The sequence below is a fragment of the Geomonas diazotrophica genome, from assembly GCF_019063885.1.
GTDB lineage: Bacteria > Desulfobacterota > Desulfuromonadia > Geobacterales > Geobacteraceae > Geomonas > Geomonas diazotrophica.
This window is the reverse complement of the sequence record NZ_CP077684.1, coordinates 1,019,666-1,040,236: the sequence shown is the minus strand read 5'-3', so window position 1 is coordinate 1,040,236 and position 20,571 is coordinate 1,019,666. Positions and strand designations below refer to the sequence as shown.

Annotated in this window: 22 protein-coding genes; 20 read left to right on the top strand and 2 right to left on the bottom strand. The window is 63.5% G+C overall.

The window, feature by feature from the left end; all coding sequences use genetic code 11:
- Nucleotides 1–111: 111 nt before the first annotated feature.
- Entirely contained in the window at nt 112–1,029 is a 918-nt protein-coding gene (locus KP003_RS04520) for a PLP-dependent cysteine synthase family protein (RefSeq protein WP_216498408.1), read from the bottom strand.
- A 223-nt stretch (nt 1,030–1,252) separates the two neighbouring features.
- On the opposite strand from KP003_RS04520, the gene KP003_RS04515 reads away from it, so the two are divergent.
- The 3 genes from KP003_RS04515 (at nt 1,253) to KP003_RS04505 (ending at nt 6,116) form a co-directional block, all read left to right on the top strand.
- Nucleotides 1,253–3,958 carry an MSCRAMM family protein gene (locus KP003_RS04515; protein WP_217300400.1) on the top strand — a complete coding sequence of 902 codons (2,706 nt, stop codon included), beginning with the start codon at nt 1,253–1,255 and terminating at the stop codon, nt 3,956–3,958.
- A gap of 253 nt (nt 3,959–4,211) precedes the next feature.
- Nucleotides 4,212–5,201 (top strand): M23 family metallopeptidase, encoded by a 990-nt coding sequence (locus KP003_RS04510; protein WP_217300399.1) that lies wholly within the window; start codon nt 4,212–4,214, stop codon nt 5,199–5,201.
- A gap of 159 nt (nt 5,202–5,360) precedes the next feature.
- Nucleotides 5,361–6,116: a substrate-binding domain-containing protein gene (locus KP003_RS04505; RefSeq protein WP_216790740.1), complete on the top strand. Its 756-nt coding sequence runs from the start codon at nt 5,361–5,363 to the stop codon at nt 6,114–6,116.
- Between the two features lie 38 nt (nt 6,117–6,154).
- On the opposite strand, the gene KP003_RS04500 is transcribed toward KP003_RS04505, so the two are convergent.
- A complete protein-coding gene (locus KP003_RS04500; protein WP_216790738.1) occupies nt 6,155–6,613 on the bottom strand; it encodes a DoxX family protein in 459 nt (152 codons plus the stop codon).
- Between the two features lie 628 nt (nt 6,614–7,241).
- Between KP003_RS04500 and KP003_RS04495 the strand changes: the two genes are divergently transcribed.
- The 17 genes from KP003_RS04495 to KP003_RS04415 all read left to right on the top strand — a co-directional run bounded on the left by KP003_RS04495 (nt 7,242) and on the right by KP003_RS04415 (nt 20,525).
- The gene (locus tag KP003_RS04495; RefSeq protein WP_216498417.1) at nt 7,242–7,652 is read left to right on the top strand and encodes a YbjN domain-containing protein; all 411 of its coding nucleotides are present in this window, start codon (nt 7,242–7,244) and stop codon (nt 7,650–7,652) included.
- Nucleotides 7,653–7,816: 164 nt separating this feature from the next.
- Entirely contained in the window at nt 7,817–8,923 is a 1,107-nt protein-coding gene (locus KP003_RS04490) for a dipeptide epimerase (protein WP_216498418.1), read from the top strand.
- The gene (locus KP003_RS04485; protein WP_216498419.1) at nt 8,920–10,089 is read left to right on the top strand and encodes a DUF819 family protein; all 1,170 of its coding nucleotides are present in this window, start codon (nt 8,920–8,922) and stop codon (nt 10,087–10,089) included. Before KP003_RS04490 ends, KP003_RS04485 begins: the two co-directional genes overlap by 4 nt.
- Entirely contained in the window at nt 10,068–10,418 is a 351-nt protein-coding gene (locus KP003_RS04480) for a hypothetical protein (RefSeq protein WP_217300398.1), read from the top strand. The genes KP003_RS04485 and KP003_RS04480 overlap by 22 nt, the downstream gene beginning before the upstream one ends.
- 29 nt (nt 10,419–10,447) lie before the next feature.
- Nucleotides 10,448–11,101, top strand: coding sequence for a hypothetical protein (locus KP003_RS04475; protein ID WP_216498421.1), 654 nt, complete (start codon nt 10,448–10,450; stop codon nt 11,099–11,101).
- A gap of 59 nt (nt 11,102–11,160) precedes the next feature.
- Nucleotides 11,161–11,607 (top strand): hypothetical protein, encoded by a 447-nt coding sequence (locus KP003_RS04470; protein WP_216498422.1) that lies wholly within the window; start codon nt 11,161–11,163, stop codon nt 11,605–11,607.
- Between the two features lie 25 nt (nt 11,608–11,632).
- Nucleotides 11,633–12,400, top strand: a complete 768-nt coding sequence (locus KP003_RS04465; protein WP_217300397.1) for a M23 family metallopeptidase — start codon at nt 11,633–11,635, stop codon at nt 12,398–12,400.
- 73 nt (nt 12,401–12,473) lie between these two features.
- Nucleotides 12,474–12,890: a hypothetical protein gene (locus KP003_RS04460; RefSeq protein WP_217300396.1), complete on the top strand. Its 417-nt coding sequence runs from the start codon at nt 12,474–12,476 to the stop codon at nt 12,888–12,890.
- A gap of 311 nt (nt 12,891–13,201) precedes the next feature.
- Nucleotides 13,202–13,339, top strand: coding sequence for a hypothetical protein (locus tag KP003_RS04455; RefSeq protein WP_216790727.1), 138 nt, complete (start codon nt 13,202–13,204; stop codon nt 13,337–13,339).
- 25 nt (nt 13,340–13,364) lie between these two features.
- Nucleotides 13,365–15,059, top strand: coding sequence for a hypothetical protein (locus KP003_RS04450; RefSeq protein ID WP_217300395.1), 1,695 nt, complete (start codon nt 13,365–13,367; stop codon nt 15,057–15,059).
- A gap of 46 nt (nt 15,060–15,105) precedes the next feature.
- Complete coding sequence (locus KP003_RS04445) at nt 15,106–15,765, top strand: hypothetical protein (protein WP_216498427.1); 660 nt, start codon at nt 15,106–15,108, stop codon at nt 15,763–15,765.
- A gap of 180 nt (nt 15,766–15,945) precedes the next feature.
- Nucleotides 15,946–16,419, top strand: a complete 474-nt coding sequence (locus KP003_RS04440; protein ID WP_216498428.1) for a nucleoside 2-deoxyribosyltransferase — start codon at nt 15,946–15,948, stop codon at nt 16,417–16,419.
- A gap of 207 nt (nt 16,420–16,626) precedes the next feature.
- The gene (locus KP003_RS04435) at nt 16,627–17,865 is read left to right on the top strand and encodes an MFS transporter (protein WP_217300394.1); all 1,239 of its coding nucleotides are present in this window, start codon (nt 16,627–16,629) and stop codon (nt 17,863–17,865) included.
- An 18-nt stretch (nt 17,866–17,883) separates the two neighbouring features.
- Complete coding sequence (locus KP003_RS04430) at nt 17,884–18,486, top strand: transglutaminase-like domain-containing protein (RefSeq protein ID WP_216498430.1); 603 nt, start codon at nt 17,884–17,886, stop codon at nt 18,484–18,486.
- 14 nt (nt 18,487–18,500) lie between these two features.
- The gene (locus tag KP003_RS04425; protein ID WP_217300393.1) at nt 18,501–19,406 is read left to right on the top strand and encodes an MBL fold metallo-hydrolase; all 906 of its coding nucleotides are present in this window, start codon (nt 18,501–18,503) and stop codon (nt 19,404–19,406) included.
- A gap of 96 nt (nt 19,407–19,502) precedes the next feature.
- Nucleotides 19,503–19,901, top strand: coding sequence for a hypothetical protein (locus tag KP003_RS04420; protein WP_216498432.1), 399 nt, complete (start codon nt 19,503–19,505; stop codon nt 19,899–19,901).
- Nucleotides 19,902–20,012: 111 nt separating this feature from the next.
- Nucleotides 20,013–20,525: a lipocalin family protein gene (locus tag KP003_RS04415; protein WP_216498433.1), complete on the top strand. Its 513-nt coding sequence runs from the start codon at nt 20,013–20,015 to the stop codon at nt 20,523–20,525.
- Nucleotides 20,526–20,571 lie beyond the last annotated feature (46 nt).

Sequence of the window (20,571 nt, the reverse complement as noted above, 5' to 3'; positions counted from 1 at the left end):
GCGGACGGTCACTTTAACGTTTTCCGATCATGCCCCGAGACGGCACCACGAAAAAAGCCCCGCGGCTGCAATAGCCTCGGGGCTCGGTGGTTGCAGCGCAGACGTCCCGTATCAGGGGGGGCACTGCGCGCACATCGATTTGAAGAGGTTGGTGCTCAGGTAGCGGTCGCCGCGGTCGGGGAGGATGACCACGATGGTGCCGGACTCCAGTTCCTTCGCCAGCTTGAGCGCGCCGAAAACGGCGGCCCCGCCGGACATGCCGCAGAATATGCCGTGCCGCGCCGCGAGGAGCCTCGCGGTCTCGAAGGCGTCGTCGTCCTCCACCACGAGCTTTCGGTGGTAGGCGCTTGGGTCGTAGATGGGAGGGACGATGGCCTCCTGCATGTTCTTCAGCCCCTGGATCTTGTGCCCCAGCACCGGCTCGACGCCGACCACCCGGACCTGCGGCGACGTCTCACGGAAGAAGCGGGACAACCCCATGAGCGTGCCGCCCGTGCCCATGCCGGCCACCATGTGGGTGACGGCGCCGCCGGTCTGCCGCCAGATCTCGGGCCCCGTCGTCTCGTAATGGGCGAGGACGTTGTTCGGGTTCGCGTACTGGTTGGGCATGTAGTACTTCCCGGGGTGCTCCTCGAAGATCTTGTGCGCCAGCCTGATGGCACCGTCGGTCGCCTCGCACCCGGGGGAAAGGACGATCTCGGCGCCGTAGGCCTCCAGCACGCTGCGCCGTTCCATGCTGACGCAGGCCGGCATCACCAGCTTGATGCGGTAGCCCCTGGCCGCGGCGATCATGGCCAGCGCGATCCCGGTGTTGCCCGAGGTCGGCTCAAGGATCACCTTGTCCACCGTCAGCTCGCCGCTTTTCTCGGCCGCCAGGATCATGTGGCGGGCCGGGCGGTCCTTGACCGAGCCGCCGGGGTTGCTCCCCTCGAGTTTCGCCATGATCTTCACGGCGGGGTTGTCACAGAGAGAGTCGATCTCGATGAGCGGCGTGGAGCCGATGGAATCGATCAAGCTTTGCCCTTTCAATATGCGCCTCGCTTTCTATCAACGTATCGAACTATACCGGTTTCACGGACAGCTCGGGAGCATAGCACGGCAGCTCTGCAATCAACAACCGATAATTTTGGCTCTTGATCCAGTCGCCGCCGCCGACGGCCGCCGCCCCATCCAATCCTATTTTTATTTACAGATCATGAGTATTCCCATATATTCCGGCAGCACAGCCGACTCCTTACCGTCCGGAGGAATGATGATCAAGTTGCTGAAACTGGCAGTAGCGTTGCTGTTTTTCGTTTTCCACCTCGCCGCGGTTCACCCCGCAGTCGCCGCGGAAAAGCCCGCCGCCCCCAAAGCGAACGGGGCCATCGCGGGAAGGATCACCGACGAAGCCGGGACTCCGATAGCCGGGGCCGCTGCGGAGGCCTTCCCCTGCTCCGCCGACGACACCCTGGCCGGTTCCGCCGTCACGGACCAAAACGGCGAATACCTGATCAAGGGGGTGGTCGACGGCTGCTACCGGGTCCGCTTCAGCGGCAACGATCTCGAATCCTCCTGGCACGGCGGGAAACAGCTGAAGGACGACTGCGCGGAGGTGACGGTCAGCGGCGACCAGCAGCAGGGGATCGACGGCAAGCTCTCCGAGGCGGGGGCGGTTCTGACCGGCAGCGTCACGTCCACCGAGGGAACGCCGCTGGCCGGCGCCTGGGTGACGGTGATCCAAAACAGCGGCACGGAGAGCGGACCTTCCGTGAGCGACGGCCGCAGCGACGACAAGGGAGCCTTCTCGGTACGCATCTTCCCGGGCAAGTGCATCGTGGTCTTCGCCCGCAAGGGGTACGTCACCAAGCTGCACGGCAAGTCCGCGACGGAACCCACCGTGGTGGAAGCCGCCAAGGGGAAGACGGTCAGCGGCATCAACGGCTCTCTCGCCAAAGGGGGGCGCATCGCTGGGAGCGTGACCGACGGCAGCAAGCCGCTCCCCGGCATCTACGCGGTCGCCTACTCCACCGACACGAACGTCCTGCCGGTCTTCGCGCGCAGCGACTCCTCCGGCAAATTCGTCCTCGACGGCCTGGGGAGCGGCAAGTACAGGATCGCCTTCGGAGACCGGGAGCAGAAATTCCTGCTGCAGTGGCACGACGGCAAGACCAACCCGGACGAGGCTACCGTCATCACGGTGACGGCGCCCGCAACGGTCTCCGGGATCAAGGGGGTGCTGCGCCAGTCCGGCGGGATCGCCGGCATGGTCACCGACGAAAGCGGCAAGGCCATCCCCGAGGTCATCGTGATAGCCGAACCGCTGGAGCGCAACTCCCGCGGCGGCAGCGCCGTCACCGACCAGACCGGCTCCTACGCCATTCACGGGCTCGACTCGGCCCACTACCACCTTTCCTTCCGCGCCACCTCGACCCACCACCTCCCCCTTTACTACCGGGATGCGGCGAAAAAGGAGGAGGCGCAGGTCGTGGAGGTCACCGCACCGCAGACGGTTTTGGGGGTGAACCAGTTCCTCCGGCAAGGGGTACTCCTGACCGGGAAGGTCTCCGACTCCTCCGGAGAACCGGTCCAGGCCGCGGTGATGGTCTACCCCGCCCAGGCGAAGGAGGAAAGCGGCGCGGAATACGGGACCACCCAACCCGACGGCACCTTTTCCATGGCGGTGGCGGACGGGGCCTACCTGGTGGAAGTCCGGGCGCCGGGTTACCTCCCCCAGTGGTCAGGCAAAGCCGCCACCAGGGGTGAGGCGGCACCGGTGACCGTCTCCGGGAAGGAGGGCTCCCAGCCGCTGGAAGTGGTACTGGAACGGGGCGCCTCGATATCGGGCACGGTCAAAGACCGCACAGGGGCGGGGATAGCCAGGGTGCGGGTCTCCGCCAGGGATGCCGCCACCGGGGACAGGGGCGAATCGGCCGTCACCGAGGAAGGTGGGAAGTTCACCATCCAGGGGCTCAAGTCGGGGGCCTACCGGCTCAAAGCCGACGGCAGCGAGCAGGGGTACATGGAGGCGAAACTGCCGCAGCCGGTCCAGGTCACGGCGCCGGGTGGCGCCGAGAACATCAACATCGTGCTCGCCCCGGGGGGGGGCTTCTCGGGCAAGGTCACCGACCCCGCGGGCGCCCCCTTGGCCTCGGTCAGCGTCGCCGCCTACGACCCCGCCACCTGGGACGAGGTCGGCAGCGCCTACACGGGGATCTCCGGCGACTACAAGATCGGCGGCCTCCCGGAGGGGAGCTACGCCATCCGTTTCGAGAAGAGCGATTCGAAGTACCCGGTGCAGTGGCACAAAGGGAAGTACCGCCGCGAGGATTCGGCACGGGTGGAGGTGAGCGGCACCGCCACGCTGGGCGGCCTCGACGCGGTGCTGCAGCCCGGCGTCTCCCTCACCGGAGTGGTGACCGACACCGGCGGAGTCCCGCTCGCCAACGCCAAGATCGAGGTCTACGGCGGCAGCGAGGACGAGCCCTTCTCCGACACGCGCACCGATTTCCAGGGCTCCTTCACCATCCCCTCGCTGGCTCCCGGCAGCTACCGCATCCTCTTCAGCCACAGCGACCACGTCTCCAGGTGGTATGGAGGGAGCGACCGCAGGAACGCGGCCCGGCTGGCCGTCAAGGAGGGAGCCCTCCCGCCGCTGTCCGTCGCCCTGGCGCCGGCCCGGGGGAAGTTCTCCGGCAAGCTGATGAATCCGGAAGGGAAGAAGATCGGACAGGCCTGGTTAACGGCGATCGACGCCCTGAGCGGGGCCGCCGTCGCCGACGAGAGGATCTGCGAGTGCTCCGGCGAGTTCCACACCCCGGTACCCGGCGGGATGTACCGGCTCCGGGTGGAGCGCCACGGCCAGGTCGTCTGGTACGGCGGAAACAGCCAGGAGGAGGCCCAGCAGCTCCCCGCCGTCGGCGAGATATCGGGCATGGAGCTGGTGATAGACGACAGGGGCGTGCGCGGCAAGCAGTAGCAGTAGCAGTAGCAGTAGCAGCGGTAGCGCGAAGCGGGAAAGGACGGCCGGTGTCGGGGCAAAGTCCAGAGTCAGGATGCGACAAGGGAGCTTGTACAGGGTGAAAGATTGCAGATGGATGGTAGCGCTGTCCCTTTTTTCTTTGGTGGGATGCGCCGGTGGCCTCTCCCCCTCCAGGGGGTCATGGCCGTGGGATTATGACGGGGATTACGGGAAAGCCCGGACGGGAAACTACATCGGCGTCAGCGGCGCGGTGGCCAAGTTTGGGGATCCGCCTCCTGCGGCCGGCAAGGCGGCAAGCGCCGAGAACATCGCGCTCCCGGAACGGATCTCCGAGGAGAAAGGCGCTCCCTTCGCCAAGGCGGCGGACACCACCCGCTCCTTGCCGGAGGAACCGGCTCCTGCCAGGTCGAAGAAAATCTACGACTTTACCGTGCGCGACGTCAAGAACGTCCCCCCCGGCTACGTACCCGACGGGTCGGTCGACACGACGCACGCCATCACCGCGGTCAACCACGGCATGGCGCCGGTGTCGGTCGTGTTGGATATTGACAGGGACCGATCGGACAACCTGAGGATAGACGGCGAAGGGCCGCTTTACGCGGTGGTCCCTCCCAACAGCGAACAGGTTCTTTTTCGGGCCAGGCCGGAACAAAGGGGGAGCTCCTACCGGGCAAGGTACTCGTACTCCTGGGGCATCGGCGTCTACACCGCGAAGCACAGCTGCCCTGAGCGCTACCGCTTCCCCTTCGGCGGCAAGGTGAAAGCGTTTGCCAGCCTGGCCGAAGGGGAGCAGCCTCCCCCCGACCGCTTTGCCATCACCTTCTCCATGCCCGCAGGTACCACCGTCCTGGCAGCGCGCAAGGGTGTCATCAGCAGGATCAAGGAAAACCACACGATCGACATCCTCCACGACGACTCCACCATCGCCACCTACCAGCATATCGGCAGGATCGGCGCAGAGATCTCCGAAGGGAAAGTCGTTTCGGCAGGAGACCCGCTCGGCGTGCTCAGTCCCATGGGCAAAAGCGGTGACTCTTACCTGCATTTCGTGGTCTGGCGCCCGGAACCGCAGCATTTTGACGGCGCCGCGCCGCAGAACTCCTCCCTGGGATTCTCCTCGGTCTCCTTTCCGGTCGAATTTTGCACCGACACCGGCACCTGCTCCGTCCTGACAAAGAACCAGCCGGTGCCTTTTGTTCCCGCGGCAAAGGCAAAATCGCGGGGCCGGGGAAAATCGTGATCGGGACCAGCCATGCCCTCCATGCTCTTTCGTAGGGTCCGTATTGTATCAGTACCGCCACTCGTATCTTACTTGCTGATGGTTTTTCTGTTTTACATTACATGAACATTAACCTATAGTCCGCTGATCACAGTATCATTGGTTGCTGACGGGGGAGCAATGAAGGGAATAGTTGTCGCGGTCGCGTTGAGTATGGCGTTGTGTATTGCGTTGAGTGTGCCGGCTTTTGCCGATGAGATAAAGATCGAGGGGGGCGGGACGGCGATCAACACGGTCTTCCTCCCCATCAAGAAAAGGTATGAGAAGCTGCACGGGGATTACCTCACCATAGTGCAATCCTCGGCGGTCAAAGGGCTGATCGCCCTCAACGAGGGCAAGGTGGACATAGCGACCGGTGCCCATCCGCTCGAGGACATCGTCGCCGGCGCCGCGAAGGACGGGGTCGTCATTGATCCGTCCACGTTCGTGTCCACGCAGATAGGGGACAACGAGCTGGTGGTCATCGCCAACCGCGACAGCGACGTGCGTCAGCTGTCGAAAGAGCAGCTGAAAGGGGTCTTCACGGGGAAGATCGGCAACTGGAAGGAGGTCGGAGGCAAGAACCTCCCCGTCGTCGTGGTCTGGGGGAAGGAGACGGAGGGACAAAACGTCCAGTTCACCCGCATCGCGCTGGACGGAGAGCCGGTCACCGCGACCAGGCACCCCGCCGCCACCTACCGCGACATAGCGGAAACGGTCGCCAGGGTCCCGGGGAGCGTCGGCGTCGTCTCCCACGAAATGACCACCGCCGCCACCCGCTCCATCGACACCATTGCCATAGCCAGCCCGATCTACGCCTTCACCAAAGGGGCTCCCAGCGCCAAGGTGCAGACGGTGATCGACTTCTACAAGACCGAGTACGGCTTCCTGAAGTAGCCCCCCGGGCGGCCGCACCCGCGCTCCCGGCCGTAACCTTACCGGCTCGCCTCGACCCGCCGCGAGATGAGCCGGTCCAGAGACCAGCTCCCCCCCCCGCCTATCAAGAGCGCGAGCGCCATCCCCAGCACCAGGAGGTGGTACTCGAACCCCTCTCCGGCCTGCTTGCCGCTCCAGTTCATGAAGAACCCGTTGTGCAGGTGCACCAGGATCGCCGCCACCGCCATCTCGATGCCCATCACCAGGGCCGCCATCCTGGTGGCAAGCCCGGCGACCAGCAGCAGCGGCCCCACGAACTCGGTCAGCACCGCCATCAGACTGAAGAGGTAGGGGATCCCCATCATCTTCGTGAACATGTCCATGGTGCCGGAAAAACCGGGGCCGCCGAACCAGCCGAGCACCTTCTGCGCGCCGTGAGGAAACATCACCAGCGCAAGGAACAGTCTCAAAACCGCCAGGCTCGCCGTTTCCTCCGTTGCCAACACTCTCACCAACATAGCGCCTCCTTGCCCCACGCGATTAAAAACCGGTCAACGATATCATTCTCACCGCAGCCTGCAAGCCGACCCTCCTCCCCTCTCCAACATAACCTTGGCGCTGTCACATAATTTTGTCGCGTCGCCAGCGAAAACAGTCACTAAAAACACTTATCCTGCGCGAAATTACTCATTAGAAGTAGCACCACACCCACAACTAAAGAAGCATTATCAACTACACGATCGAGCAGTACCTGGCCGACAGATAAAGAGGAGGTGACCCGTGGTCGACCTGGCGCAATTACACCAGCTCTTCTTCGACGAGAGCTAGGAACAGCTGCTCCAGGTGACCACGTGCCTGCTGGGTAGCCTGAGGTCCGCACGCCCTGTCGCACCTCAGGGCAGGCTCCACCCCCCAAAGGGGAGGTTGGGAGGGGGGGACCTCCGCCCCTGGCTCCCCTCCCCTTGCCTTTCCGCTCCTCCCCATGCCTGGCTCCTCCGATGACGCAATCCTGGAAAAGGCACTCTCCAAAGCCCCGCCTCGACTGTCATAGACGCGCTTTTACCGGCTCTTTTTAATTTACATCACATAAATATTCACATATATTTCCCGCCATCGACCGTACTGCGGCATTCCAGGAGGAAAAAGATGGCACAAAACGCATCTGCGTTTGAGCAATACCTGAAGGGGCAGGAAATCACCCTGGAGAAGAACACCCACGAAGACAACACCCTGTACGTTATCCGGGAGAATATCGAAGAAGTCGGCCCGGTTTCTCTCATGGCCCTCTTCAATGACAGCGACAGGTATGTTACACTTATCTGCTACAAGTATTTCGCGTTCCCGTCGGAGAAGAAACCGGCGATGCTCGAGATGATCAACACCCTCAATGCCGAGTACACCATGGTGAAGTACGTGGAAGCCGGGAATGCCCTCTCTATCCAGGTAGTGGTTCCCTTCCATGACAACTTCTCCAGTGAAGTGATCGTCGACATGATCGCACTCATCTTCCGCGCCATGAAGGAAGAACACCCGCGCATCCTGAAGGCTTTGCAGTAATCGCCGCGCCCCCCCCAGGGGGAGGAGCGCTGCGGGACGAGGAAAGAAAGGCCGGCCTTTCATCGTCAATCGTCAATAATCCGTTGTCAGTTGCCTTAGACTTTTATGTTCCGCAATACCACGAGCTTCGATAGGAAAGCGATCGCCCCCGGAGGAACATTGATATGGAGAAGGTCTCTTTTGTAATCGACGATGCGCTGGCGTTCATCGTCCGGGCGCCGCTGGTGACGCCGTTCAGGATCTCCACCGGCCAGCACGACGAACTGGAAAACGTCTTCATCCGGCTGCACGCAAGCGACGGCGCCTGCGGTTTCGGAGAGGCGGCCGTCGCGACGCACATAACCGGCGAGACCGTGGCCGAGACCCTGGAGAACCTGCAGAGCGCGGCATCGGCGCTGCGCGGGCGCAGGATCACCGACCCGGCCGCCGTCTGCCGCGAGTTCGCCCCCGCCTTCGCCGACAACCACGCCGCGCTGGCCGCGCTGGAGATGGCGCTGCTCGATCTATCCTCCCGGGTGCAGGGTATCCCCCTTTACCGGCTCTTCACGCCGATAGCGGGGCAGCCGCGGCTTACCTTCAAGACCGACATCACCGTGGTGATCGGCTCGGTCGAAGAAGCCCGCGCCACGGCGCGGCGGTTCGCACAGCGAGGCTTCGACTCCTTCAAGATCAAGATCGGCAAAGACGAAGAACAGGACCTGCAGCGCGTCCTGGCGGTACGGGAGATGGCGCCGGGCTGCACGCTCATCCTCGATGCCAACATGGGCTTCAGCGCGCAGCGCATGCTCGCCTTCCTGGACCGGCTCGACGCCGGGGGGGCGCGCCCCCTGCTGTTGGAGCAGCCGGTCCCCAAGCAGGACTGGGAGGGGCTCGCCGCGATCACCGCGGCGCTTGAGGGAAGCGGCACCCTGGTCTGCGCCGACGAAAGCGTCGGCTCGCTCGCCTCGGCCCGGCGCGCCGTCGAAACCAACGCGGTCAGCGCCATCAACATCAAGTTCATGAAAAGCGGCATCCTGGAGGGGGTCGAAATCGCCCGGCTCGCCGCGGCCAACGGCAAGCGGCTCATGCTGGGGGCCATGATGGAAAGCGCCCTGGCCATCACCGCCTCGGCCCACTTCGCCGCGGGCCTTGGCTGTTTTGACTTCATCGACCTCGACACCACCTTCTTCCTCAAGGGAGACCTGTCCCGCTCCCCCTACCTCGACGACAGCGGCAGGTTCGACCTGACCGGCGCGGGCAGCGGCATAGGCGTGGTGCCTGAACTGCCATGATCAGCAACCCGCTGCTCATCGTCGCCTCCCTCCTCGGTATCGAGGCAGTGGTGCTGTGGCTTTCGCGCCACGAGCGCACCGCGCGCTACTTCGACCTTTTGCCCGCGGTGTTTTGGATCTATTTCCTCCCCATGCTGGCCGCGACCTTCGGCATCATCTCCACCGAGAGCCCGGTCTACGCCCTGATCAGGACCTGGCTTTTGCCGGCGAGCCTGGTGCTGTTGCTGCTGCCGGTGGACGTGAGGGCGATCCTGAGGCTCGGGCCGACCGCGCTGGCCATGTTCTTCATCGGCGCAGCCGGCATCATCGCGGGGGCGGCGCTCTCCTTCGCCCTGTTCCGCCCCGTGATCGGCTCCCAGTTCTGGTCCGGCTTCGGCGCCCTTTCCGGGTCGTGGACCGGGGGGAGCGCCAACATGATCGCGGTGAAGGAGGCGCTTTCGATTCCCGACGCGGTCTTCGCCCCGATGGTCATCGTGGACACCGTGGTCCCCTACCTCTGGATGGGCTTCATGATCGCCATCGTGGGGCTGCAGCCGGCCTTCGACCGCTGGAACCGGTCCGAGCGCGGGGTCCTGGAGCACCTGGGTGAACAGGCGGTCCAGCACCTGGCCAGCAAAGGAGGGCGCAGGACGCTCGGGGGGATCGCCGCCTCCCTTGGCATCGCCCTGGCAGGAGGCGTGCTGTCGCACCTTTTGGCCGGGCAACTGCCGCAGGTCCCGGACGTGATCACGCGCTACACCTGGACCATCATGATCGTGACCCTGCTCGGGATACTGCTCTCCTTCTCGCCGGTCCGCAAACTGGAGCGCGCCGGCGCCTCCCGCACCGGCTACGACCTGCTCTACTTCGTGCTGACCGCCATCGGCGCCAAGGCCTCGGTCGCGAGCATCGGCTCCGCCCTGGTGCTGATCGCCGCGGGGCTCCTGATCGTCGCCATCCACGCGCTCTTCCTGCTGGTCGGCGCACGCCTTTTGAAGGCGCCCATGTTCCTGGTCGCGGCCGCCAGCCAGGCCAACGTGGGAGGGGTCGCCTCGGCACCGGTCGTGGCCGAGGTGTACCATCCGGGACTCGCCTCGGTGGGGCTCTTGCTCGCGATCCTGGGCAACATCGTGGGCACCTGGCTCGGCATCCTGGCCGCTCAGCTTTGCCGCCTCTTCACAGCATGACGACCCTGCGCCGCCTGAAACTGCTGCTCTCCGCAGCGGAACTGGTCTGCGTCGCGGCGTCGCTGACGGCCGCCTGGCAGGCACACGCGTCGATGGAGATGAGCGGGCTCGGCGACCTGGACCGGTTCGCGTTCTGGAACAGCATTATCGCGCTCAGCCTGATGCTGTTCTTCCTGCTCTGGGTGGCGGCGGTACTGCTGGCCCTGTTTGCCAGGCAGCGTGAGCATTTCGGCTCTGCGGCGCGTTACTGGAAACACCTGGTTCCCGACGTGCTGCTCCCGCCTGTGCTTCTTGCCGCAGGGTGGCTCGCTTTCGTGGTGCTCCAGTGATTCCGAAACATCGAGGTGCGCACATGCACATGGTCAGGATTCTATTCGCGGCGTTCTCCCTGATGCTTGTGACGGCAACGGCTTCCCAGGCCGTGTGGCCCGTCTACCACGAACCCGCCTTCGACGGGAAGGTGCTGGACATCGATACCAAGCAGCCGGTCGAGGGGGCGGTGGTGGTCGCCATCTACAACAAAAGGTCCATCGGCGCCGGAGCGGGACAGTCCGCCGCGGTGATCAACATCAAGGAGGCGCTCACCGACAAGGAGGGGAAGTTCCACATCCCCTCGTACACGACCATCCTGGCACAGCCCTTCACCCGGCAGGACCGCACCGGTTTCCTGATCTACAAGCCCGGCTACGCGAGCGTCCTGCTCCCCCTCAAGAACCACTTCACCGGAAAAACGACCGCCGAGCGCGAGCTCTCCCCCTGGTACGACCCGGTCTTGAGCGGGAAGTACAAGATCAGGCTGCGCGGTGCCGGCATCGTGGAACTCCCGAGGCTCGCCACCAAGGACGAGAAGCTGAGGAACCTGCCGGCGCTTCCGGACCAGTTGGAAAACCTCGGCAAACAGAAGAACCTGACCAGGCTGATCAACGAAGAGAAGAAGGAACTGGGCGAACCGGCGCTCGATCCATACAAGGTCCGCCAGTACCTGATGAACCCGGCCAAGGGGCAGAAGTGACGAGACTCCTGGCAACACACAGACCATAAACTGGATCCCTTGAAAAGGCAGCACCCACCATGAAAAGACACCTGATTCCCGCGGTCGCGCTCGTCGCGCTCCTTGCCGCGCCGGCCGGCGCCGGCTCTCCCCGCGCCGTGCAGCAGACCGCAGACTCCATCGCCGCGACCATGAGCAGCAGCACCTCGTCTGCACGCAAGGAAAGCTACCAGTCCATCCATTTCGACGGATGCCGCCTCGGTTATACCGTCTCCGGCACCTACCCTTCCGGAGGGCTCTACACCATAGAGTTCCAGGACCTCGACTTCTCCGCCCTCGATGTCGCCGCCTCCAAGACGGGGCAGGACTACACCGACTACGTGGTGCTGAGGTTCCAGAACCCCTTCAGCTACCGGTCGCTGACCGACACCCTCTCCGTCAGCACCACGGTGATCAACGTTGCGGACCGCGAGGCGGCGCAGACCCTCCTGGAGGGGTTTGTGCGGCTCGCCGGCCAGTGCCGCTAAGCCCCCCCCACGGAGCCCTTACAACATGACCCGACTTTTCTCGTTCCGGCGCCTGGCCCCCCTATTCATCACCCTCGTGCTCTTCGCCGCGCCCTCCACGCAAGCGCAGGGGGGCAACACGGAAAGGCTGCGCGCCCTGGCCCGGGAGTTCAACGCGCTGAACACGCAGATCCGCGACAACGAAATCCCCCGGGCCGAGGCGAAGGAGCGCTTCAGGGGGATGATCCAGGCGTTGTCGCGGGAATACCGCGCGGCGGGCGGCGTGGAGTACCCGGAAAAGAGCTGGTGCTTTCCGCTCAAGGGATACGGCTACCGAGCCATCGGAGGGGTCCGCGGCAACGGCTACCAGTTGGGGGGGTACGACTACTTCGCCGGCAACAGGCACACGGGACACCCCTCGCACGACATCTTCATCCATGACAAGAGGCAGGAGGGGCTCGACGACCGCACCGGAGAACCGGTGCAGGTGCTCTCCATGACCGGGGGAGTGGTGGTCGCCGAGGAAAAAGAGTGGCAGCCCGGCAGCCGGCTGCGCGGCGGGAAATACCTCTGGATCTTCGATCCGGCCACCGAGTCGCTGGTCTACTACGCGCACAACCGGGCACTGCACGTGGAGGTGGGCGACCTGGTGCGGCCGGGCGACGCCATCGCCGAAGTCGGCAGGACCGGCCTCAACGCCCACAAGAGAAGATCCCCCACCCATCTGCACCTGACCCTTCTCTCCGTCGCCGGCGGCCTCCCGGTCGCCAGGAATCCCTACCGCGCACTGTCAACGGGCCGGTTGACTGACTGATTCTTTCTCTGGCGCTTTTTTCACAGTATCGGGTAAGATAATGGTCGATTCAGCACACTGAGGAGGTGTCTTGATGATCTCAGCACTTTCGGCATACAAGGCGATGATTCTGGAATCAGCCGGCGCCAAGAGCCCGGCCAAGGAGAAGGAGTCCGCCGCAGCCGGCTCTATGCCAGACGGCGCCGAGGAAAACCGGGCAGCCGAGGCCGACCTGGTCAACATATCCACCTCGCAGGACGTGTTCAGCGCGGTCGACAGCTTCTTCAACCTGGGCAAGTCCAACCGCTTCGACGCCTTCCACAAGCTCTCCCCCCAGGACAAGGAACAATTCGTACAGATCGTCGCCGACCTGGCCAAGGCCGGCTACATGGGGTACGAGGAACTCGTGGTGAACAACAAGGTCGAGCGGCACGACCTGGAAAACAAGATCGGCGACCAGCGCATCCGCGGCGCCAAGGTCTACGACAACGCCAAGGACACCAACCGCTGACCACCACTTAAAGGGATGACCGGCACCCGCCGGTCGCCCCCCCTTCTCCCGCCCGATTGCCCCTTCCCGTCTTACCGGCAACAACTCTCATAGCTCGTCCTCCTTCTGTCTCGGCACACCATCCACACTAGTGCTATTCCATTTCTTGCACTCCCTGTTCAGCAGTTGCACAGGCACGGCACCTCTCCCCCGGCAGATTTCAGCCTAACATCAGCCAGTTACAACTGGCACGCGATCTGCTAACACGGCCATCATGACTTCATCTATAAGCTCGTTGATCAGCGAGTGAAAACGAAGAGGAGGGAGGAACTATGAAGAAGACAACGGCATTGATAGTGGCAATGGTGACAGTGATGGCCCTTGGCTTGACCGGCTGCGGCGGTGGCGGCGGCACGCAACAAAACCCCGGTGGCGGCACCAGCGGCACCATCCAGGGGAGCGCCAAGTAACCCAACCGATCAAGGAGGAAGTGCCATGAAGAAAATTTCCAGCTCCATACTTGCCGCCGCCACCCTGCTCAGCTTCGGGGCCGGCACCTGCTTCGCCCTCACCGCCAACAGCAACTACACCATCACCACCAGCAAGCTCAAAAGCGACGGCAAGCTGGCCACCATCGAGACAAAGCCCGCGGTGACCGACGCGGACGGCAAGCTGACCTTCACCCTGACCACCCTCCCCACCAACGCCGAGGTCAACTTCATCGCGTTCACCATCAAGGACGCCGCGGGCACCATCGTACGCCAGGGCGTCGCCCCCGCGCCTCCCGACGGCGACGTGAACCAACTCGGCATCAACGACCTGGCCACCGTCCAGGCCGCCACCTTCCTGAAGGCGGCCGAGCTTGCCGGCACCGACGATCCCGTCCTGGCCGCTTACCTGCTGACCCTGCTGCGCTCTCCAGACCTCCAGGCGGGCGACCTGCTAAAACTTGCGTCTCTGGGGCAGGGCGCCATCAAGGGGCAAGGCGGCTTCGAGGACTACCTGCTGGGTAACGGCGTCTCCGACGCCAAGCTCGCCGCCCTGAAGAGCTGTCTCGTCTACAACCCCGACAGCACCAAGGCAACCCTGCGTGACTTCACCAAGGGTTACTACACAGCAGTGCAAAGCGGCAGCACCGCCACCGAAACCAGCGAGACCCAGAAGGCCGGGGGACTCATGGCCGACGTCTTCATGAACGCTGCGGCCTGTGCCGACGTGGAACTGGAACAGATCACCAACGCCCATGAGGCAGCCGGAGCCGCAGCCGACGCAACCGGCCTCTTCAGCGGCCCCGGCGGGATCTCCACCAACCTCAGGGACTCCATCGACCAGTCCATGTCCACCTTCAACCGCAAGATCAGCATGGTCAAGATGGTGACCGACTACACCAACGCCCTCAACACGCTGCAGGCAAGCGGCACCCAGGTCTCCACCTTCATCTCGGCCGCCCAGGCCATGGCGGTGTCGACCGCGGGCGTAGACGCCCAGTACGGCGACTTCTTCCGCGATCCCGCCGCCTACCTGGCCGCCCACCCCGGCACCGACGCCCAGACGGTACAGCAGGCGATCAACACCATCTTCCAGAACGCCTGGACCACCTTCCAGAACGCCATCGCCTCCAGCAACGCCGACATCACCGCCCTGAAGGCCACTATCACGAGCGCCTTCCCCGGCATCATGCTTCCGCCCGACTTCGGGACCAACAACATCGGGCCGCAGACCCAGGTCAACTGGCCCATCCAGCAGGTAGTCATGGTGAACTGGATGCTGAACCTGATCCAGGGGGGCGGCAGCATCAGCTACACCCGGGACACCACCCCCATCCCGCCCATGATGCAGCAATGGCTCGGCTCCTGCTCCAACACCCAGTACTGGGACCAGCAGAGCTGCACCGGTCACGGCGGCACCTGGACCTCGCAGCGCAGCACCTTCGACACCCCGTCCACGGCCTTCAACGCCTACCTCGCCATGCAGCAGGACGTGAACATCGTGGACATGGCCCGGAATTCCATCTGGGATAACAACAACCAGCCGACCCAGCAACAGCGCATGCAGGCGGCTTCCGACTTCATGACCCGGCTCGGCGTCATCGAGGGGAAAATCGTCGCCACCAAGGCCGGCGGAGCCTCGGCAAGCTCCGCCGAGAAGAAGGCGATCATCAAGCTGATGCTGCAGCCAAACGCTAACTAGGGATACGGCCCCTTTCCCCGGGGAAGGGGCGCTCTCGGGTGCGACCATGAAATCAACACCTCTGCTCATATCGGCACTGCTGCACCTGGCGCTCGGCGCGGCCATCTGGTGCTACAGCGAGACCAAGCCGGCGGTCAGGCCGCCCATCCTCTACGTGGACCTGGCGACTTTCGACGCAGCCTCCCCCCCGGAACCGCCGGCAGCGCGGATCGAACCACCCGTCGAACCGGCCGTGGTACAGGAAGACGTGGCCGAGACTGTCGAGGCGAAGCCGGAACCGGCGCAGGCGATAGCCGCCGAGACGGCTGCCGGCGAGGTACAGCCGCAGCAGGCACAAGTCGCCCCCGAAATCAGCCGTGCCTTCGCCGGGGCATGGCACGCACAGGAAATGATGTACAACACGCGCCGCTACCTCCAGGTGGCGGGGCTCGCCATGCGCCAGGTGCTGGAAGGAAAGCTCGCCGCAGCGGAGCGGGAGCGGCTCGCCGGGGCCAAGGTCCGGATCACCGCAAGCTACGACGCCGGCGCGCCCCCGGACTTCTCGGTGCAGACGGACAGCGAGGAACTGCGCGCCCTTCTGGTAAACGACAAGAATGCCTGGTCGCGGGTTCCCTCCCCCGGAGAATGCAAGGTGCAGTACAAGAAAGTTGCCTTCCTGGTAAGCCTGGAGCGCGGAACGATCCAGGTCGGGCTCTCACCCCAGTAACGAGCGGGAAGGCGTAACGTCTTCCTCCGGCGCTGTTCGCAGCGACGGAATTTGGCCCCCGGCACCATGCCGGGGGTCCTTTTTCATTTACACCGCACCCGTCTCGACCTATATTCTCCCTACCTTTGCACCACACCACCCGAAGGTGCGCCGGCGCAGGCGGCGCAGACGGAGAAGGCCATGACCGAGAAACGAGCCACAATCTACCTCGCCTCCCCCTTAGGCTTCAGCCGGGAAAACAACCCGTACCGCGAGCGGATCAAGAGGCGCCTGGGGGAGCTGGGCTGCAGCGTCTTCGATCCCTGGGAGCAGGAGGAAGTGGCGCAGCGGATCAAGGAGGCGATGTCCGTCGAGGACGGGGCCGAGCGGGTGCGGGCGATCAAGGAGGCGGCGCGGTTCACCGGCGCGGTGAATGCACAGGGACTCAAAGGGAGCGACCTGGTGCTGGCGGTCCTGGACGGCACCGAGCCCGACAGCGGCACCGTGGCGGAACTCGGCTACGGCTGCGGGATCGGAAAGAAGTGCTACGGACTGCGCACCGACTTCAGGGACTGCGGCGACTTCCCCGGCGTACCGCTGAACCTCCAGGTCCTCTACTTCATCGAGGAGAGCGGCGGCCGGCTGTTCAGAAGGATCGAGGAGATCGACCTGTAGCAGCCGCACGTTACCATCCCCGCGATGGAAGCCCACTCCCCCTTCGGAAGAGATCCGCTCCCTCCCCCTCCGAAAAAGGTCCACCTCCCCTCTCCCTCCGGGAGAGGGTCAGGGTGAGGGGAATTCCGTGCGAGCGAACCTCCGGAGCCTCTCTCCCGCGGGTTTAATGTTGACAGCGCTCATCGTTGCGGCTAGCTTGGCCGGATCATGAGCGATACCGACCTCGACATCGACCTCACCCGGCAATACCGGACGCCCGGCCATCGCCAGAGCATCCAGGTGCTCACCTGCTGCGTCATCGGCTTCATCTGCTTCCTCGGGGCCTACATGCGCATCCCAGTGCTCCCGCTGCTGGCCAGCAGTATCGGCGCCGGCACCGCTCAGATCGGGCTCATCAACGCCGCCTTCATGCTTTCCGCCGGCATCCTCGCCGTCCCCTCCGGCCTGCTCTCGGACCGGATCGGCATCAGGCCCGTCCTCATCACCGGCCTAGCCCTGATGAGCTGCGCCTCCCTTTTGATCCCCTTCTGCTATACGCCGCTGCTGCTCGGCTCCGTCTATCTCATCTTCGGAATGGGGCTCTCCGCCTTCACCCCCACCATGATGTCCTCGGTGGCCCGGGTCGTGCCGCGCTCCCACGTCGGACGCGCCTACAGCTGGTACACCACGGCCGTCTATCTCGCCATGACCTTCGGTCCCGCCAGCGGCGGCTGGTTCGGCAAGGCGCTGGGAATCCGGGAAGTCTTCTTCGTCTCCGGAGGGCTCATCGTGGCGGCGCTCGCGGCCGTCCTCTGCTTCCTCCCGACCCCGCAGGAGCAACCCCACGACGAGCACGCCGAACAGCTCCCCACCGGCATCCTCGCCAACCGCCGTCTCCTGGCGGCGCTGGTGGGAACGCTGGGGGGATGCTTCGGTTTCGGCATGTTCATCTCCTTTCTTCCCCTGCATGCCCGCGCCCTTGGCCTCAACGTCGGGCAGATCGGCATCATCTTCGCGGCACAGGCACTGGTGAACGTCCTTTTGCGCATCCCGTTCGGCCACCTGAGCGACCGGGTGGACCGCGGAGTCATGTCCGGCATCGGCCTCGTGCTCTGCGCGCTCGCCGTGGGCGCCGCCGGGCTGGCCCACGGCATGGCGACGCTCCTCATCTGCGCCTGCGTCCTCGGGGCCGGCATGGGGATCGGATTCACTGCGCTGAGCGCCCTGGTGGTTGTCGTGATGCCTCCCAAACAGCGCGGTCTTGGGCTTGGACTGTACAACAGCTGTATCTACCTGGGCATGATGCTCAGCTCCGCCACCATGGGCATGGTCATCAAAGCGGCGGGCTTCTCCACCGGCTTTTTCACCGCCGGCGCCGTCACTTTTATCCTGGCGGTGCTTTTCTCTTATCTATACCGTGATAGTATGTTGACTCTGAAAATGCAGGATCAGCAAGCACAGAGATGATGCAGGAAAGGGTGGAGCATGGATCAATACCTCGAGGCGACGGAATACATCGATTGGCATCATCCCGCCGTATTTGAAAAGGCGCAGCTTCTGTCTGCCGGCGGGCTCAACAAGACGGAGATCGCCAGGCGCTCTTTCGAGTTTGTCCGCGACCGGATAAAGCACAGCTGGGATTACAGGCTGGAACCGGTGACCTGCCGCGCATCCGAAGTGCTCGAACACGGCACCGGCTACTGCTACGCCAAGAGCCATCTGCTGGCCGCCCTGCTGCGCGCCAACGGGATTGCCGCCGGCCTTTGCTACCAGCGGCTGTCCCTGCACGACGGCGGTCCCCCATACTGCCTGCACGGCCTGAACGCCATCTGGCTGCCGGACCACGGCTGGTACCGGGTCGATCCCCGCGGCAACAAGCCCGGTGTCGACGCGCAGTTCAGCCCCCCGGATGAGCACCTTGCCTTCACGATCAGCGAACGCCTGGAAGCAGACCTCCCCGAGATCTGGCCCGAGCCGCTGCCGGTCGTTATCCGCGCACTCACCACCCACAAGACCGTCGCCGAGGTTTGCCAGAACCTGCCAGACATCGAACTGGTCGGTTTCGGTTCCGAAACCATCACTTTCTGAAAAAGGAGCACGCGATGAAACGCCCCGCGATACTGACCGCACTCGTCCTGGCCCTTACCCTGCTGCTGGCCCAGGGTGCCTGTGCGGAACTCACCAAACTCGCCGACAACGTCTACTCCTACGTCGGCTCCAAAGACGCCTCCCCGGCCAACAGCTTCGCCGCCAACGCCGGCATCGTAATCGGTAAGGACGGCGTGCTGGTGATCGACACCCTGATCTCCGCTAAGGAAGGGCAACGCTTCCTGGCCGACATCCGGAAGGTCACCGACAAGCCGATCAGGTACGTGGTGAACACCCACACCCATCTGGATCATGCGCTGGGCAACTGCGTCTTCGCCAAGCTGGGCGCGACCGTCATCTCCCACGAAGCCGACCGCAACTATCTCGCCGCCAACGGCGCCGGACTGTTGCAGAGGGCCGCGAGTTACGGCCTGAAGCCCGAGGACATGGCGGGGACCGAAATAGCCGTGCCGACCCTCGCCTTCAGCGACGAAATGCTGCTCGACCTGGGCGGCGAGGAAGTGCGTCTGATCCGGACCGCCCCCTCCCACACCGCAGGGAGCCTCGTGGTGTACCTCCCGGCGAGGAAGATCCTCTTTGCCGGAGACATCCTCTTCACCGACTTCCACCCCTTCCTGGCCGACGGCGACTTCGGCGGCTGGATTCGGACCATCGACGCCCTGCTGGCCATGGACGTTGAAAAGGTCGTCCCCGGTCACGGTCCCCTTTCCGGAAAGAAGGATTTGAAGGAGATGAAAGAGTACATCCGGCTCTTCGACAAGAAGGCGACCGAGCTGGCGGCGAAGACAAGTGATGCCGACGCCATCAGCGCCGAACTGTTGAAGACCCTCCCCAAGCGCACCATGGCCGAATGGATGGTGACCTACAACGTGAAGAGCCGCTACCTCGCGAAGAAGTAGCGGCATTTACCAGATCAAATGCGAGAGTAAAAGGAGGTAATGCAGCCTGTTCCCTTTTCTTTCAAGTGAACCGCCCTCACAACGGAGGTAGCTCCGATGAAGAATGTATTTTTCTCATGTACATTGCTGCTGATGACGCTAATCACAGGTTGCGGAAGCGACGACTTGTCGATAGTTCCGCAGCCCGCAACCCATCCCACCATCACCTCCTCGAACTTCGTCAATGACACCGCCGGGCAAAAAATCGATGTGACCCTCGGATTCAATGCCCCAGTCGACGATCTCGCAGCCCGTACGGCCTACTTCACGAATGCACAGGGGATTGAAGTCTTTCGAGAACAACCGGGGGTGGACGCACCAGCACAGCGCAGCGGTATCCTGACCTTCTCCGAAAGCTATGCCGGTTTTGCCGCCGGAACCTATACATTGACGGTGTACATCTCTAACATGGTAGCCGGATCATCCAACAGGGTGACATACACCTTTACAAAGTGACGCCGTAACCATTCGACAAGACCTGCCCCCCCCTACGCACTGCATTGGGCAAGGCAGACAAACTGCAGACCTACGTGCAAAATATCCATTATCGCGCAAGGACCTCCCGCCATGAAAAAGCTGTCACTATTGTTGACCGTGCTCCTTACCGGTTGCGTGGGAATACCAGAAGGGGTGAAACCGGTCGATAATTTCGATGTTCAGCGGTACTTGGGCAAGTGGTACGAGATTGCGCGACTGGATCATTCCTTTGAACGGGGGCTGACACATGTCAGCGCAGAGTACGCTTTACGAGAGGATGGCGGGCTGAAGGTAATAAATCGCGGCTATTCAGCAAAGGATAACAAGTCGAAGGAAGCCATCGGGAAGGCTTACTTCGTGGAAGACCCGACCAAGGGGTACCTGAAGGTTTCATTCTTCGGACCCTTTTACGGCTCCTACGTAATCATCGATCTTGATAAGGATCAGTACCAGTATTCCCTCGTCTGCGGGCCGGACCGGTCGTATTTGTGGATTCTGTCCAGAACTCCGACGATGCAGCCGGAGGTAAAAAGTAGTTTAATCTCCAAGGCTGCGGTACTGGGGTTCGATACAAGCCGCTTGATAAATGTCATCCAGGAGTAGCCGAGACGAAATGGCTGGTGCGCCCTTCGGGCACCCTCTCCCTGAG